The following is a 15,331-nucleotide window of genomic DNA, read 5'->3' on the forward strand; positions in this document are numbered from 1 at the left end:
GCGCCGGGTACCGTGCTCACGACTCGATCCCGTCGCGGAGCAGCGCCGCGGGCACCTGCCAGTCGAGCACCAGGTCGAGCAGCCCCGGGAACCGTTGCTGCACGTCCTCGATCCGGACCCGGCTGATGCGGGTCAGGCCCTCGAGGTGCTGTTCGAGCAGTCCGGCCTCGCGCAGGACCCGGAAATGGTGGGTGAGCGTGGACTTCGGTCGGTCGATGCCGACCCAGCCGCAGCTCCGTTCACCACCGGCGGCGTCGACGAGGTAGCGGTGCAGGATCGCCAACCGGATCGGGTCGCTCAGGGCATCGAGGACGACGGGGAGGTCCATCTCGGCCACGGACGGCTGGGGCAGCCGCTCGGGGGCATCGACGTGCGCGGGCATGGACGGGACGCTACCACCGCTCGGCTTGCTGTACGACTTGCGTCGTACTGCGGACTGCGGTACGAATGCAGTCGTACAACGGACCATCGGAAGGATGCTCATGCAGCAGTCAGCTCGCTCGGTCGCCGGGTTCTGGATCCTCGCGGCGATGCTCCTGGTGTCGGTCGCGTCGTCCGCGGTCCCCTCGCCGATCTACCCGGTCTACGCCGCCGAGTGGCACCTCACGCCGCTCATGCTGACCGGGGTCTTCGCCATCTACGTCGCCGGGCTGCTCGCGAGTCTGCTGATCGCCGGCCGACTGTCCGACCACGTCGGCCGCAAACCCGTGCTCGTCGCCGGAGGCCTGGGCGTCGCCCTGTCGCTCGGACTGTTCGCGATCGCGGACGGCGTCGGCGCGCTCATCGTCGACCGCATCGTGCAGGGCGTCTCCGTCGGGCTCCTGATCGGTGCGCTCGGAGCGGCCCTCATCGACAACTCACTCGAGCGGCACCCGACCCTGGCCGGCGTGCTGAACGGTGTCATCCCGCCGATCGCACTCGCCACCGGTGCGATGTCGAGCGGTGCACTCGTGCAGTGGGGTCCGGCGCCGGAGCAGCTCGTCTACCTGGTCTTCGGCGCACTGCTCGTGCTCCTCGTGCTGGCACTGTTCGTGGTCCCCGAGCAGGTCCAGCGGCGCCCCGGAGCGCTCCGTTCGCTGCGCCCGACGATCAGCGTGCCGCGGAGCTCGCGTCGGCTCTTCCGCGGGGTCGTCGGTTCCCTCGTCGCCAGCTGGGCCCTCGGCGGCATGTTCCTCTCACTCGTCCCCTCGGCCCTCGGTACGGTGTTCGGTATCACGAACCACTTCGCGGCCGGCGCACTCATCGCCGTCGTCACGGGCGTCGGCGCGCTGACCGGGCTCGCGACGCAGCGGATGGACGCTCGTCGCGCCGTGCTCGTCGGGCTCGTCGCCCTGGTGCTCGGGCCGATCGTGACCGTGGCGTTCGTGATGGCCCACTCCCTGCCCGGCCTCGTCGTCGGCAGTGCGATCGCCGGCGTCGGCTTCGGTGCCGGGTTCCAGGCGCCGCTGCGGATGCTGCTCGCGACCGCGGCACCGACCCACCGCGCCGGACTGCTCTCGACGATCTACGTCGTCAGCTACCTGGCGTTCGGGGTCCCCGCCGTCATCGGTGGGCTGCTCGAACCGTCGATCGGACTCGTCCCCGTCATCGCCGGGTACGGCGGGTTCATCGTCCTCGCTGCCGTCGTCGCGCTCGTGCTGCAGCTGACGTCGAAGGACGCGGCCGCCGTCGAGGAGCAGGCCGCCGAGGTCATCGAGCGCACCGCCACCGGCTCGATCCGCGTCGCTGCGGAGTAGCGGGCCGTCCGCCCGGCGGGCGGCGCGCGCCAGGCGCACGGTGCGAGGTTGGTCATCCCGTGCAAGGTTGCTCGCTCAGTGCGCGCGTACAGCGCCGCACGGAGCCATCAACCCCGCACGCAGTGACCAACACGGCACGGTGCCGGACACGCCGGGCCGACTCAGTGGCCCGGGTGCGCCGAGTTCGCGCCGCGCGCCCGTCCACGAGCACGCACCCCGACCGTCCGAGCAGCACCCGTGTGGGCGGCGTCGACGTCGGCCTTGCCCCGGTCGGCAGCATCACGCAGGCGCTTCGGTCCGTGCCGCTTGGCCCAGTCCCAGAAGCGGTGCAGCTGCGCCTTGAGCCACACGATGATCTTGTGGAAGAAGTGGAACTCGCTCGCCAGCACCGTGAGTCCGATGAACACCACGAGCCATCCCGGCCCGGGCAGCGGCACCAGGATGAGTCCGATGATGACGACCAGCCCGCCGACGATCCCGACGAGGACCTTGTAGAACAGGTGCAGGTGTGGCCTGGCGTGGATCCAGGTCCGCATGTCGTGGAACCACTGGAAGCGCTGACGCGGCACACCGTCGGTCCGGCTCTCGCCGGGTCCGTCGTTCGCGTCGCCGTCCATGCCGAAAACGTAGGGCGTGCGGCTGGGAATCCGCGGCGCACGCGGTGGACGCGCGGTGCGCGTGACGGAGGACGTGTGGCGGGGATGCGCCGTGCCTCCCGTCCGTCAGCGGGTGTCCGCCGGGAGGCCCGTCACGCGTGGGCGACGCACGTCGCGGCCCACGGGACGGCGGCCAATCGGGCCGCTGGGATCGGTTCGCCGCCGACGGCGCAGGTTCCGTAGGTGCCGGCGTCGAGCCGCGCGAGCGCGGCGTCCACCTGCTCGATCCGCTGCCGGGACGCGTCGCGGACGGCGCCGAGCGAGCCGCGCTCCCACGCGAGGGTCGCGCCCTCGGGGTCGTGCTCGTCGTCGGAGTTGGCGTCCTGGCGGGCGTCACTGACGTCGCGCATGCTCCGCTCGACGTCGGCGAGCAGCCGTTCGTTGCGGGCGCGTTCCGTGTCGAGCGCGGTGCGGGGGTCGTCCATGGTGGACACCGTAGTCGTGACGGAATGCCCGACTCTCCGGATGCGTTTGCATCGACATGACGAAGATCGGGTTCCTGTCGTTCGGACACTGGCGCGACGCGCCGGGGTCGAAGGTGCGCAGCGGGCGTGAGTCCCTGGTGCAGGCGATCGACCTCGCGGTCGCTGCCGAAGAGGCCGGCGTCGACGGCGCCTACTTCCGCGTGCACCACTTCGCACCGCAGCAGGCGGCACCGTTCCCCCTGCTGTCCGCGATCGCCGCGAAGACCAGCCGCATCGAGATCGGGACCGGCGTGATCGACATGCGCTACGAGAACCCGCTCTACATGGCCGAGGAGGCCGCGGCGACCGACCTTATCTCCGGCGGACGACTGCAGCTCGGCGTCTCTCGTGGCTCACCCGAGACCGCCCTCGCCGGTTACCAGCAGTTCGGCTACGTGCCGGACGCGTCCGACGAGAACGGCGCCGACATGGCCCGCGCGCACACCAGCGTGTTCCGTCGCGCCATCGCCGGCGAACCGATGGCCAACGCCAACCCGCAGATGACCGGCTCGGTCGGATCATTGCCGATCTCCCCGCTCTCCGACTCGCTCGGCGACCGCATCTGGTGGGGCGCCGGCACACGAGCCACCGCCGAGTGGACCGCCGAGCAGGGCATGAACCTGATGTCGTCGACCCTGCTCACCGAGGACACCGGCGTGCCGTTCGACGAACTGCAGGCCGAACAGATCGAGCGCTTCCGACGAGTCTGGGCGGAGTCGGGCTGGGACCGGACCCCTCGGGTGTCGGTGTCGCGCAGCATCATCCCGATCATCGACGACGAGTCGCAGCACTACTTCGGCGTCCGCGCACAGGTCGAGGGGCAGGACCAGGTCGGGCACCTCGACGGCGGGCTCGCCCGCTTCGGCCGCTCGTACATCGGATCGCCCGAGGACCTCGTCGCGGAGCTGGCGGCCGACCAGGCCGTCCGCGCTGCCGACACCGTGCTCGTCACGGTGCCGAACCAGCTCGGCGTCGACTTCAACGCGCGGCTGCTCGCCGCCGTGAAGGACGTGTTCACCGAGGTCGACGCGGCACCCGTCCCGGCCTGATCTGCTCGGTCAGGCGCTGACGGTCGGCGGCTGCGTCTACGGCGTCGGCCAGATCAGCCGGAAGCGTTCACAGACCACCGGCATGTCCGGTTCGAAGCCGCGCGGGTTCTCGGAGTGCTCACGCCAGTACGCCTCGTGCACCGTCCGCCAGTGCTCGAGAGTCCGGTCTCCTTCGCCTTCGGCGCGCGCGTGCTCGGCCCCGACCGCGTCGAACGGGACGATCCGGACGTCCGTCGTCTCGATGACGGCCCGGGGAACACCGGCGCCGTCGGTCACGATGCTGCACTCCCCGGTCGCGGGGAGCGGGTCACCCGTCGCCTCGTAGTCCCAGAGCGATGACGCGGTGCCGTCCTTGACCCCGCGGAGCACCAGGCCGAGCAGCTCGTCTGCCTGCTCCGGAGTGGCACCGAACGACCACGCCTCCGGCACCTCGGCCGGCAGTTCCGGAGCCTCGTCGCGCCGCTCGTTCCAGAATTCGTCCAGGCTCGCGGTCACCAGCCGACCGTAGCGCACCGCCGGGTGTCCGCACTTGTGCCGACACCCGCCTTGGGACTGTGGCGGCGGGGCGGCGTCCCCTACCGTCGAGGAGCACCATCCCCCGCACCTCGAGGAGTCCCCGTGACACTGCCGGCCGCAGGCTGGTTCCCAGACCCGCAGGACGCCAGTCGTCTCCGCTGGTGGGACGGTCACGCCTGGGGTGCCGCGACCCGTGTCCTGCCGAGTGCTCCGGAACCGGTCCTGCCGATCGTCGTCGTACCTGTCGGCCCCTCGTTCTCCGTGCACACGGCATCGATCCGGACCCACGCGTGGGCGTCCGGCGGCGGTCGCGACCGCCGGCTGTGCGTGTTCACGGTGCTCGCGGTGCTGCTGGCCCTGACGTCGATCCTCATCAACCCGCTTGGTGTCAGCAGCGCGCTCGCTCTCGTGTGCGGGCTCGTCGGTGTCGTCCGCCCCGGTGCGACCGGCGGGTGGGCGGTCGCGGCGAGGAGCGCGTCCTCGAGCGCCTTGGTGGTCGCGGTCGCGACGGGCGCGGTGGCGGCGTCGACGCAGTTCCACCTCTTCTGACGCATCCGGGGCCGTCACCGTCCGACTTCGTGAGCAGAAATGGTCGGGTGCCGACCAACGACCCGACCATTGCTGCTCACGAAGTGCACGCCCGGGCCCGCCGAACGACGAGCCCTACCGCCGCGCCCGCGGATGCGCCGTCTGGTACACGTCCCGCAGCATGTCCGCCGTGACCATCGTGTAGATCTGGGTCGTCGCGACGCTCGCGTGCCCGAGCAACTCCTGCACCACGCGCACATCGGCACCGCCCTCGAGCAGGTGCGTCGCGAACGAGTGCCGGAACGTGTGCGGCGACACATGCGCCTCGAGTCCCGCCGCCTCGGCCGCCGACTGGATCACGAGCCACGCGCTCTGCCGCGACAGCCGGGCACCCCGCGCGCCGAGGAACAGCGCCGGCGTCGAGGCCCCTCGTGCCGCGAACACCGGCCGGGCCCGCACCAGGTAGGCGTCGATCGCCGCCCGGGCGAAGCTGCCGAGCGGCACGACCCGCTGCTTGTTCCCCTTGCCGGTGACCTTCACGACGGCGAGACCGTCGGCGTCCGGAGCCGAGTCGTCGGACAGCGTGGTCACGTCGTCCACCGACAACCCCACCGCCTCGGAGATCCGCGCGCCGGTGGCGTAGAGCAGTTCGAGCAACGCCTTGTCCCGCAGCCGCACGGGGTCGTCCACACCGGAAGCGCCGTCTGCGGAACCATCCGCAGAGCCGTCCGTCGACACCGCTCCGAGCAGCCGCTCCATGTCCTCCACCGAGATCGCCTTCGGCAGCCGCATCGGGGCCTTCGGCGGCCGGACGGCGGTACCGGGGTCGAGCGGCAGCCAGCCCTCCCCCGCCGCGAAGGCCGTGAACGAGCGCACCGAGCTGAGCATCCGGGCGATCGACCTCGGTGCCAGCGGACCGTCCGGCTTCGTCGCCAGGTAGGTCACGAACTCCGAGACGTCTGCCCGAGCGAGCCGCCCGACGTCGTCGATCGCAGATGCCCCACCGGCCCGGTCGGCACCGTCGGACTCGACGACCGGAGCCGTCGCCAGCCACGAGGTGAACACCGCCAGGTCACGCCGGTACGCCGACAGCGTGTGCTGCGACAGCCCGCGCTCGATCGCGACGTGCCGCAGGTACGTCTCCGTGGCACGGTCCAGGGGAATCACGACAGCAGGCGCACGGTCAGTGCAGCGCCTCGTCGGGCGCCCCGACCCGGTACCCGGTGAACGTCACGGTCAGGCCGGCACGCGTCGGAGCTGCACAGAACAGTCCGGCCGACACGGCAGCATCGGGATCGAGGTACGCAACCCGCACCAGCCGGGGTTCCTCGTCGTCGGCCCACGCCCGGACGGTCACGGCATCACCGTCGCGGCTGGCCCGGACCGTCACCACGCGTCCCACCCACTCCGGCACGGGCGCGACCGACCAGTCCGAGAAGTCCCGGGTGACCACGGCGCCGAGCTGCGGCACTCCGTCGGAGAACTCGACGCCCGCCTTGATCCAGTTCCGCTCGTCCACACGCAGGAAGACCCCTGCCTGGTCGAACTGCTCCGTGTAGTCGAGGACGAACGATGCCTCGACCGAGAACGCACCGTCGAGGGGCTGCACCAGCGCGTGCTCGGAGTCGTGGATGAACCCGTACGACGTGGTCCGCCAGGCGTCGCTGCCCCGGGCCGCCGTGACCCGCAGCACGTCGCCGTCGAACTCCACAGCCTCGGGCTCGTGCGTCCACGTCGCCGCGTCGACCAGTTCTCGCAGGCTCATGCGCGGCCACGCTCGAGCGCATCCGCCGCGAGCACGGCCACGACCAGCCCGGAGTTGTGCAGCCGACCATCGAGGATCGCCTCCACCAGCTCGGCCCGCGGCACCCACCGCTTCACGATGTCGGCTTCCTCAGCCTCGCGCTCGAACGCCGTCGTCGTGGGCCGCACGCCCCGGGCGCGGTAGACCTGCAGGAACTCGTTGCTCCCGCCCGACGACGTGTTGTACCGGACCAGCGGCTCCCACGTGTCCGCTTCGAGGTCGGCCTCTTCTGCCAGCTCTCGGGCGGCAGCAACCTGGAGGTCCTCGCCCTCGACGTCGAGCAGCCCGGCCGGCAGCTCCCAGTCGCGCACCCGAACCGGGTGTCGGTACTGCTGGATCACGAGGACACGGCCCTCGTCGTCCTCGGCGTAGACCGCGACGGCACCGGTGTGGTCGATGTACTCCCGCACCATCGTCTCGTCGTGGTAGGCGATCGTGTCGCGGCGCACGTCCCAGACGGCGCCCTCGTACACGACGGTGGACTCGGTGACCTCGAACGAGGCGGCTTCGTCAGCGATGGGTGCGTCAGTCACGGAACCATCCAAGCACGCGTCCCTCGCGGAACCAGGTTCCGGACACAGCACCGCGTCGTTCCGTGGTTCCGTGTCCGGAACCAGGTGCCGTGGGCGCGACCAACGACGGACGGGAGGCGCGGTGCCAGCTGGCACCGCGCCTCCCGTCCGATCGTGGCTGGGCTGCGCTTACGCGACCTGCTCCTCGTTCTGCGGGTCGAACAGGCTGGACGCCTCGTGGCGCTCGATCGCGGCCGCGACGAGCCCTGCGAACAGCGGGTGCGCGTTCGTCGGACGCGAGCGCAGCTCCGGGTGCGCCTGCGTGGCGATGTAGAACGGGTGCACGTCGCGCGGCAGTTCGACGTACTCGACCAGGGTTCCGTCGGGCGACGTGCCCGAGAACACCAGGCCGGCGTCCGCGATCTGCTGCCGGTACGTGTTGTTGACCTCGTAGCGGTGACGGTGGCGCTCGGACGCCTCGGGCGCACCGTAGAGCGACTCGGCCAACGACCCGGAGCTGAACGTCGCCGGGTACAGGCCGAGGCGCATGGTGCCGCCCAGGTCGCCACCGGCGATGATGTCCACCTGCTCCGCCATCGTCGCGATGACCGGCGTCGAGGTCTCCGGGTCGAACTCGGTGCTCGACGCGTCGGTCAGGCCGGCCTCGTGGCGGGCGTACTCGATGACCATGCACTGCAGGCCGAGGCACAGGCCGAGCGTCGGGATGCCCTGCTCACGGGCGAAGCGCAGCGCGCCGAGCTTGCCCTCGATGCCACGCACGCCGAACCCACCGGGGATGCAGATGCCGTCGACGTCGCCGAGCTGCTTCGCAGCGCCCTCGGGAGTGGTGCAGTCGTCGGAGACGACCCACTTCAGCGTCACCTTCGCGTCGTGCGCGAAGCCGCCGGCACGGAGCGCCTCGGTGACCGACAGGTAGGCGTCCGGCAGGTCGATGTACTTGCCGACGAGGGCGATCGTGACGTCCTTCTTCGGCTCGTGCACGGCACGGAGCACCGGGGTCCACGCGGTCCAGTCGACCGGGCCGGCCTCGAGCTTGAGCGCGTCGACGATGACCTGGTCGAGGCCCTGGTTGTTCAGCAGCGTCGGCAGGTCGTAGATCGACGGGACGTCCACGGCGTTCACCACGGCGTCCTCGTCGACGTCGCACATCAGCGCGATCTTCTTCTTGTTCGAGTCCGACACCGGGCGGTCCGACCGCAGCACGAGGGCGTCGGGCTGGATGCCGATCGAGCGGAGCGCGGCGACCGAGTGCTGCGTCGGCTTCGTCTTCTGCTCACCCGAGGCGTTCATGAACGGCACGAGCGACACGTGCACGAAGAACACGTTGTTGCGGCCGAGCTCGTGGCGCACCTGGCGCGCCGACTCGATGAACGGCTGCGACTCGATGTCGCCGACGGTGCCGCCGACCTCGGTGATGATGACGTCGGGCTGCGGGTCGTTCTCCGCCTGCTCGCGCATCCGACGCTTGATCTCGTCGGTGATGTGCGGGATGACCTGCACCGTGTCGCCGAGGTACTCGCCGCGACGCTCCTTGGCGATCACCGTCGAGTACACCTGGCCGGTCGTGACGTTCGCCGACTGCGCCAGGTTGATGTCGAGGAAACGCTCGTAGTGTCCGATGTCGAGGTCCGTCTCCGCACCGTCGTCGGTCACGAAGACCTCGCCGTGCTGGAACGGGTTCATGGTGCCCGGGTCCACGTTGAGGTACGGGTCGAGCTTCTGCATGACGACCTTGAGGCCGCGAGCCGTCAGGAGATTGCCGAGGCTGGCTGCCGTCAGGCCCTTGCCGAGAGACGAGACGACCCCGCCGGTCACGAAGATCTGCTTCGTCACCTTCGGGGTCGGGGTGTTTGCCTGGGTACCGCTGCTGAGAGTGTCCGCCACGGGATTCCATCGTACGTCAGAACTGCCGGGAGGCGCGACCTCGGTTCGCCGTGGGCGTTGCGCGGGGTGGGTGGCCGGGTCTTCGGGCCGTGCGTCAGGCCGTCTGGCCGGCCACGTCGAGCAGTTCGCGGGCGTGCTCCACGCCGCTCGCGCTGTCGCCGAGCCCCGAGAGCAACCGCGCCATCTCCTGCAGGCGGTCCTCGCCCTCGAGCCGTCGCACGCTCGACGAGGTCACGGCGCCACTCGCGTCCTTCACCACGTTGAGGTGGTTGTTCGCGAAGGCCGCGACCTGCGCCAGGTGGGTGACGACGATGACCTGCGTGCGCTCGGCGAGCTTCGCCAGCCGACGGCCGATCTCGATCGCCGCGGCACCGCCCACGCCGGCGTCGACCTCGTCGAAGACGAACGTCGGCACGGTCGTGCTGCCGGCCATCACGACCTCGATCGCGAGCATCACGCGCGACAGCTCGCCGCCCGATGCCCCCTTGCCGATCGGTCGGGGGTCGGTGCCGGAGTGCGGCTGCAGCAGGATCGACACCTGGTCGCGTCCGTGTCGGCGGTACTCCCCCGCGTCGGTGACCTCGACCACCAGGGTGGCGCCGGCCATCGCGAGCGTCTTCAGCTCGGTCGTGACGCGCTTCGCGAGGTCCGCTGCTGCCTTCGTGCGGGCAGCGGTCAACGCGCCCGCGGCCGCCCCGAGTGCCTGTTCGTCCTGTTCGACGGACTGCTGGAGCGCCGCGATGCGGTCGTCGTCGCCGTCCAGCTCAAGCAGGCGGTCGCTCGCCCGCTGCCCGTAGTCGATGACGTCGTCGACGGTCTCGCCGTACTTGCGGGTGAGGCCGGCGAGCAGGGCGCGCCGTTCGTTGATGAGCTCCAGGTCGTGCCCGGCCTCGGGCTCGAGCGAGCCGAGGTAGCTGGAGATGCTCGCCGAGGCCTCGGCCGCCTGGATGCCGAGCTCCGTGAGCTGTTCGAGCACGGGCTGCAGGGCGGCGTCGGAGTCGGCGACCCGCTCGACGGCGCGTCGGGCGGACTCGACCAGGCCGACGACGTCGGAGACGCCGTCGAGGGACTCGCTGGACAGGGCCTCGTGCGCCAGGGCAGCGGACAGCCGGAGTTCCTCGAGGTTGCCGAGCCGGTCGGCGCGCTCGGCGAGCTCGACGTCCTCGCCGGGCTGCGGGTCGGCCGCTTCGATCTCGTCCGAGGCAGCGCGGATCCGGTCGGCTTCGGCCACCCGCTCGTCGCGGTCGCGCGTCAGTGTCTCGAGTTCGCCCGTGTGCTGCTGCCACGCGTCGTACGCGGCGACGTACCGGTTCAGGGCCTTCTCGAGGGCCGCCCCGCCGAAGCCGTCGAGCGCCGCACGCTGCGCGGTCGACGAGGTCAGTCGGATCTGGTCGGACTGGCCGTGCACCGTCACGAGCTGGTCCGCGAGTTCACCGAGCACCGCGACGGGAGCGCTGCGGCCCCCGACGGTCGCACGGCTGCGCCCCTCGGCCGAGACCGTGCGCGTGAGGATCAGTTCGCCGTCCTCCACCGCGCCGCCGGCGTCCTCGACGCGTTCGGCGACGGCAGCGTGCTCGGGGACGTTCCACCGGCCCTCGACCACGGCGCTCGAGGCACCACGGCGGACAGAACCGGCGTCCGCCCGAGCACCGAGCAACAGCCCGAGGGCCGTGACGATCATGGTCTTGCCGGCACCGGTCTCGCCCGTGACGACGGTGAACCCCGGACCGAGTTCGAGCGTGGTCTCGCCGATGACCCCGAGGTCACGGATCGCGATCTCCTCGATCATCGGTGGTGCTCCTCGCCTCGGCCGGTCACAGGTGGTCCTCGTCCTCGTCGGTCTGCGGCCCGCGCCACCCGGTGACCGGGAGCCGGAACTTCGCGACCAACCGGTCGGTGAACGGAGCGTCCTTGAGGCGCGCGACCCGCACGGGGTCCGGCGACCGTCGGACCTCGACGCGAGCCCCCGGCGGCAGGTCGTGCGTCCGGCGGCCGTCGCACCACAGCACCCCGACACCGCTCGTGCGCCGCAGGACCTCGATCGCGAGCGTGCAGTCCGGGCCCACCACGATCGGGCGGGCGAACAGGGCGTGCGCGCTGAGCGGCACCATCAGCAGGGCGTCGACGTCGGGCCAGACGATGGGACCGCCACCGGAGAACGAGTACGCCGTGGACCCGGTGGGGGTCGACACGACGACGCCGTCGCACCCGAACGAGGACAGCGGGCGACCGTCGACTTCAGTCACCACTTCGAGCATGCGCTCGCGCGAGGCCTTCTCGATGGTGGCCTCGTTGAGCGCCCAACTCGAGTAGACGATCTGGTTGCCGACGACCACGTCGACCTGCAGGGTGACGCGCTCCTCGACGTGGTACTCACCCGACAGGGCGCGCTCGACGGTCTCGGCGAGGGCGTCCCGCTCGCTCTCCGCCAGGAAGCCCACGTGCCCGAGGTTCACGCCGACGATCGGCGCCCGCGTCTCGCGCACGAGTTCGGCCGCGCGCAGGATCGTGCCGTCGCCGCCGAGCACGATGACGATCTCGAGCTGGTCTGCCTGGACGTCGACACCCAGGATGTCGACCTGCCCCACCGAGGCTTCGGCCCGCCGGATGTCGGCGTACTCGTCGAACGGCATCACCGGGATCAGACCGGCGGCGTGCAGGAGGTCGCAGACCTCGACCGCAGCGTCGATCGAGTCACGGCGACCCGTGTGGGAGACGAGCAGGATGTGCCGGTCGTCGCTCATGCGGTCCCCTCTGTGAGTTCGGTTGCCCGGACTCTCCATTCTGTCGGATTGCCACCGACACCACGCTGGAAGCGCGCGAGGTACTCGTGGTTCCCGTGCGTCCCGATGATCGGCGACGCCGCGAGCCCGGTGGTCCCGAAGCCCAGGTCCCATGCGGCCCACAGGACGTTCATCAGGGCGTCGTCTCGGAGTGCCGGATCGTGCACGATGCCCTCGCGCACCCCGCCGCGACCGACCTCGAACTGCGGCTTCACCAACAGGACGAAGTCGTCGGCGGGGACGGCCTCGGCCAGGGCGGGCAGCACGAGCCGGAGCGAGATGAAGGACAGGTCGCCGACCACCAGGGTCGTCTCGGCTGCGGCGCCGTCGAGCGCGAGGTAGTCCGACCGGGTCAGGCTGCGGGCGTTGGTGCCCTCGACCACGGCGACACGCTCGTCGACGGCGATCGTCGGGTGCAGTTGCCCGTGCCCGACGTCGAGTGCGATGACCCGGCGAGCACCACGGGCCAGGAGCACCTGCGTGAAGCCACCCGTGCTCGCACCGACGTCGAGCACCACACGGCCGGACGGGTCGACGCCGAACGCATCGAGCGCTCCGACCAGCTTCTGGGCAGCGCGGGAGACCCACTCGTCGGCCGCGTCGACCACGATGCCGGCAGCCGGCGAGGTCGGGGTGGAGGGCTTCACGACGGGACGACCGTCGACCGTCACCCGGCCGTCCTGGATGAGCTTGGTGGCAGCGGTGCGCGAACGCGCGAGGCCACGTGTCGCGAGCAGGGCGTCGAGGCGGACCGGGGTCGCGTCGGGCACGGCTCCGTCCGGTTCAGGCACTCGCGGTGCCGCCGCTCTCGAGCCGCGTGCGCAGCTCGTCGTGGAGTGCCGAGAACGCGTCTGCACGTTCGACGAGCGGCAGGGTCTCGGCCGCCGAGGTGCGCGCGGCGAACTCGTCCTGCGGTTCCAGGTCGGCGGACGGCTGCTCGGGGTTCGGCACGTCCGACACGCTACTCGCCGCCGTACAGCTGCGGGTCCACGTCGAGGCCGTAGATGGCCAGACCGGACTCCCAGATCAGCGCAGCGCCGGCGCGGAGCCGATCGATGTCGCTGCCCGCGTCGAGCACCCGCACCACGTGTCCCCGCATCGCCACGGTGGCGCTGCCGACGTTGACGTACCGCGTGCCGTCCTCGTCCTGCCGCCGGACGGTCACCGGGTAGGGCTCGGACAGACCACGGAGGTCCTCGAGCACGAACACCGGGCGCGAGCGCTGATCGGCCGCGAGCACCTGCTTCGCCTGGTCGATGCCGGTGAGCACGAGGACGCTCGGGATCCCGACGTCGTTCGCCCCCTTGATGTCGGTGTCGAGACGGTCACCGATGAACAGAGTCTTCCCACCGCCGAACCGCTCGACCGCGGCATCGAAGATCGGCCGCTCCGGCTTGCCGGCGACCACGGGCATCCGCCCCACGGCCTGGTGGACCGCGGACACGAGCGTGCCGTTGCCGGGGGCGATGCCGCGCTCGACCGGGATCGACCAGTCCATGTTCGTGGCGACCCACGGGATCGCCGGGTCGGCCAACGCGAACGACGCCTCGGCCAGTTCCTTCCACCCGAGGTCCGGGGAGAAGCCCTGGATGACCGCGGCCGGGCAGTCCTCGGCACTGGTCGTCACCGTGAAGCCGGCGGCCTCGACGATGCTCGACAGTCCGAGCCCACCGGTGACGAGCACCGTCGCACCAGCGGGCACCAGCGTCGACAGGAGCTGCACGCCCGCCTGCGACGACGTGACGACGTCGTCCTCGGACACCTCGAGCCCGTAGCGCTCGAGGTGCTCGGCGACGTCGATCGGTCGTCGGGACGCGTTGTTGGTGATGTACCCGACCCGTGCGGTCAGCGAGGCCCGTGTGAGCGCCTCGACCGCGTGCGGGATGGCGTTGCGCCCCCGGTAGACGACGCCGTCGAGGTCCGTGAGCACCACGTCGACGCCGTCCGTCGGCGCGGTCGGGACGTCAGTCGGCTGCGGAGCCGTCGACGTCGCGGGGGTTGTCGTCGTCGAGTTCGCCGGGCTCGTCGGCGTCGCCGGGTTCGCCGACGACGTCGGGCTCGGCGAGGGCTGGCTCGTCGTCGTCGAGGTCGGCGTCGTCGTCGAGCTGGTCGGTGTCGTCGAGCTCGCCGGCGTCTCCGTGTTCTTCGACTTCGAGCGTTTCCTCGACCACATCAACTGTCTCCCAAGCGTTCTCGTCGGCGGCTTCGGCGAGAGCCGCTGCCGCACGGTCGACACGGGCCCACCACTCGTCGGCCTCGTCCTGGCGGCCGAGCTCTTCGAGCGTGGCCGCGTAAGCACTGTAGAGCGCCGGTGACCACGTGTAGGCCGTGGACGGGTCCAGCTGTGGAATCTCCAGCTCGCCCAGGGCAGCTGTGGGGTTCCCGAGGTCGATGCGTGCGCCGGACATCGCGATCGCGAGTTCGACCTGCACCGCGGTGTCGAGCGCGGCACGCTCCACCGAACGGCCGAGTTCGAGCGCACGCTCCGGGCGGCCGAGGCCTCGTTCGCAGTCCACCATCATCGGGAGCTGGTCGTTGCGGCCGGAGATGCGCCGGTAGGTGCGGAGCTCGCGCAGCGCGGTCGCGAAGTCCCCCAGGCGGTACGCCGTGATCGCAGCGGTCTCGCGGACGACACCGACGCGACCGGCACGGCGGGCGGCGCTCAGGGCGTGCTCGTTCGCCAGAGCGGGGTCCTCGTCGACGAACAGCGCCGCGGCCACGAGGTGCCGGGCGACCCAGTCGGCGTTGTCCTTGCTGAGCGTCTTCAGCTCCATGCGCGCTGCGGGGTCGAGGTCGCGCGCATCGATCTCGTCGGGGATGTCCGGGTCGTCGTGGCGCGGGCGGATCGACTTCGTGCCGTACGGGTCGCGGTCTTCCCAGTCGTCGCGGGCTGCCTCGCCGAACCGTGCGCCGGCGTGACGCGTCCCGTCGCCGAAGCGGCGTCGGTCGTCGCCACCGTCCTGACGCGGGCGGTCGCCACCACGGGCCGGACGGTCCGAAGTACCCCGGAAGGACGGTCGGTCACCGTCACGACGCGGGCGGTCGCCGTCGCGGGCCGGACGGTCGCCGTCGCGGGCCGGACGGTCGGAGCCGCCGCGGTATGCGGGACGGTCGGAACCACCGCGGTACGCGGGACGGTCGCCGTCACGACGCGGACGGTCCGATGAACCGCCACGGTACGACGGACGGTCGCCATCACGAGCCGGGCGGTCAGAGCCGCCGCGGTACGGGCGGTCTCCATCGCGAGCAGGACGGTCGGAACCACCGCGGTACGCGGGACGGTCACCATCACGACGGGGACGATCCGAACCGCCCTGGTACGGGCGGTCGCCATCACGACGCGGACGATCCGACCCACCACGGTGAGCAGGACGATCG

General features: G+C 71.2%; 17 protein-coding genes. 3 read left to right on the forward strand and 14 right to left on the reverse strand.

The annotated features are described in order from the left end of the window. Positions 1 to 16: 16 nt before the first annotated feature. Entirely contained in the window at positions 17 to 382 is a 366-nt protein-coding gene (locus tag GVL05_RS08025; protein WP_123314349.1) for a helix-turn-helix transcriptional regulator, read from the reverse strand. 100 nt (positions 383 to 482) lie between these two features. Between GVL05_RS08025 and GVL05_RS08030 the strand changes: the two genes are divergently transcribed. After that, complete coding sequence (locus tag GVL05_RS08030) at positions 483 to 1,736, forward strand: MFS transporter (RefSeq protein ID WP_159572704.1); 1,254 nt, start codon at positions 483 to 485, stop codon at positions 1,734 to 1,736. Positions 1,737 to 1,897: 161 nt separating this feature from the next. On the opposite strand, the gene GVL05_RS08035 is transcribed toward GVL05_RS08030, so the two are convergent. Both GVL05_RS08035 and GVL05_RS08040 read right to left on the reverse strand, forming a co-directional pair. Further along, positions 1,898 to 2,353 (reverse strand): TIGR02611 family protein, encoded by a 456-nt coding sequence (locus GVL05_RS08035; RefSeq protein ID WP_235035905.1) that lies wholly within the window; start codon positions 2,351 to 2,353, stop codon positions 1,898 to 1,900. Between the two features lie 131 nt (positions 2,354 to 2,484). Further along, positions 2,485 to 2,817 carry a TraR/DksA C4-type zinc finger protein gene (locus GVL05_RS08040; RefSeq protein WP_123294966.1) on the reverse strand — a complete coding sequence of 111 codons (333 nt, stop codon included), beginning with the start codon at positions 2,815 to 2,817 and terminating at the stop codon, positions 2,485 to 2,487. A gap of 50 nt (positions 2,818 to 2,867) precedes the next feature. On the opposite strand from GVL05_RS08040, the gene GVL05_RS08045 reads away from it, so the two are divergent. Continuing rightward, entirely contained in the window at positions 2,868 to 3,905 is a 1,038-nt protein-coding gene (locus tag GVL05_RS08045) for an LLM class flavin-dependent oxidoreductase (protein WP_159572732.1), read from the forward strand. Between the two features lie 36 nt (positions 3,906 to 3,941). Here the strand turns inward: GVL05_RS08045 and GVL05_RS08050 are convergent, their stop codons facing one another. Beyond that, positions 3,942 to 4,400, reverse strand: coding sequence for an ASCH domain-containing protein (locus GVL05_RS08050; RefSeq protein WP_235035906.1), 459 nt, complete (start codon positions 4,398 to 4,400; stop codon positions 3,942 to 3,944). Between the two features lie 123 nt (positions 4,401 to 4,523). Between GVL05_RS08050 and GVL05_RS08055 the strand changes: the two genes are divergently transcribed. Next, positions 4,524 to 4,970 carry a DUF2510 domain-containing protein gene (locus GVL05_RS08055; protein WP_194673130.1) on the forward strand — a complete coding sequence of 149 codons (447 nt, stop codon included), beginning with the start codon at positions 4,524 to 4,526 and terminating at the stop codon, positions 4,968 to 4,970. 114 nt (positions 4,971 to 5,084) lie between these two features. On the opposite strand, the gene GVL05_RS08060 is transcribed toward GVL05_RS08055, so the two are convergent. The 10 genes from GVL05_RS08060 to GVL05_RS20155 form a co-directional block, all read right to left on the reverse strand. Further along, a complete protein-coding gene (locus GVL05_RS08060; protein ID WP_131921372.1) occupies positions 5,085 to 6,113 on the reverse strand; it encodes a site-specific tyrosine recombinase XerD in 1,029 nt (342 codons plus the stop codon). Between the two features lie 19 nt (positions 6,114 to 6,132). Then, positions 6,133 to 6,714: a DUF1349 domain-containing protein gene (locus GVL05_RS08065; RefSeq protein WP_159572710.1), complete on the reverse strand. Its 582-nt coding sequence runs from the start codon at positions 6,712 to 6,714 to the stop codon at positions 6,133 to 6,135. Next, entirely contained in the window at positions 6,711 to 7,286 is a 576-nt protein-coding gene (locus GVL05_RS08070; RefSeq protein ID WP_200849178.1) for an NUDIX domain-containing protein, read from the reverse strand. Before GVL05_RS08070 ends, GVL05_RS08065 begins: the two co-directional genes overlap by 4 nt. A 168-nt stretch (positions 7,287 to 7,454) precedes the next feature. After that, a complete protein-coding gene (locus tag GVL05_RS08075; RefSeq protein WP_185094304.1) occupies positions 7,455 to 9,170 on the reverse strand; it encodes a CTP synthase in 1,716 nt (571 codons plus the stop codon). A 94-nt stretch (positions 9,171 to 9,264) separates the two neighbouring features. Further along, positions 9,265 to 10,959, reverse strand: coding sequence for a DNA repair protein RecN (gene recN / locus GVL05_RS08080; protein WP_159572712.1), 1,695 nt, complete (start codon positions 10,957 to 10,959; stop codon positions 9,265 to 9,267). A gap of 25 nt (positions 10,960 to 10,984) precedes the next feature. Next, a complete protein-coding gene (locus GVL05_RS08085) occupies positions 10,985 to 11,914 on the reverse strand; it encodes an NAD kinase (protein ID WP_111086586.1) in 930 nt (309 codons plus the stop codon). Continuing rightward, a complete protein-coding gene (locus GVL05_RS08090) occupies positions 11,911 to 12,723 on the reverse strand; it encodes a TlyA family RNA methyltransferase (protein ID WP_235035907.1) in 813 nt (270 codons plus the stop codon). Before GVL05_RS08090 ends, GVL05_RS08085 begins: the two co-directional genes overlap by 4 nt. Before the next feature lie 13 nt (positions 12,724 to 12,736). Next, positions 12,737 to 12,904, reverse strand: a complete 168-nt coding sequence (locus GVL05_RS08095; RefSeq protein WP_159572718.1) for a hypothetical protein — start codon at positions 12,902 to 12,904, stop codon at positions 12,737 to 12,739. Between the two features lie 10 nt (positions 12,905 to 12,914). After that, positions 12,915 to 13,886: an HAD-IIA family hydrolase gene (locus GVL05_RS08100; protein ID WP_159572720.1), complete on the reverse strand. Its 972-nt coding sequence runs from the start codon at positions 13,884 to 13,886 to the stop codon at positions 12,915 to 12,917. A gap of 31 nt (positions 13,887 to 13,917) precedes the next feature. After that, positions 13,918 to 15,331 (reverse strand): primosomal protein (locus GVL05_RS20155; protein WP_235035908.1); only part of this gene is annotated, 1,414 nt, incomplete at its 5' end.

This window comes from Curtobacterium sp. 18060, from assembly GCF_902706105.1.
Taxonomy (GTDB): Bacteria; Actinomycetota; Actinomycetes; order Actinomycetales; family Microbacteriaceae; genus Curtobacterium.

What these genes read in the sequence shown, in the direction of transcription:
- GVL05_RS08025 (WP_123314349.1), bottom strand. Translation starts at nt 382, where the DNA reads ATGCCCGCGCACGTCGATGCCCCCGAGCGGCTGCCCCAGCCGTCCGTG.
- GVL05_RS08030 (WP_159572704.1), top strand. Translation starts at nt 483, where the DNA reads ATGCAGCAGTCAGCTCGCTCGGTCGCCGGGTTCTGGATCCTCGCGGCG.
- GVL05_RS08035 (WP_235035905.1), bottom strand. Translation starts at nt 2,353, where the DNA reads ATGGACGGCGACGCGAACGACGGACCCGGCGAGAGCCGGACCGACGGT.
- GVL05_RS08065 (WP_159572710.1), bottom strand. Translation starts at nt 6,714, where the DNA reads ATGAGCCTGCGAGAACTGGTCGACGCGGCGACGTGGACGCACGAGCCC.
- GVL05_RS08085 (WP_111086586.1), bottom strand. Translation starts at nt 11,914, where the DNA reads ATGAGCGACGACCGGCACATCCTGCTCGTCTCCCACACGGGTCGCCGT.
- recN (WP_159572712.1), bottom strand. Translation starts at nt 10,959, where the DNA reads ATGATCGAGGAGATCGCGATCCGTGACCTCGGGGTCATCGGCGAGACC.
- GVL05_RS08040 (WP_123294966.1), bottom strand. Translation starts at nt 2,817, where the DNA reads ATGGACGACCCCCGCACCGCGCTCGACACGGAACGCGCCCGCAACGAA.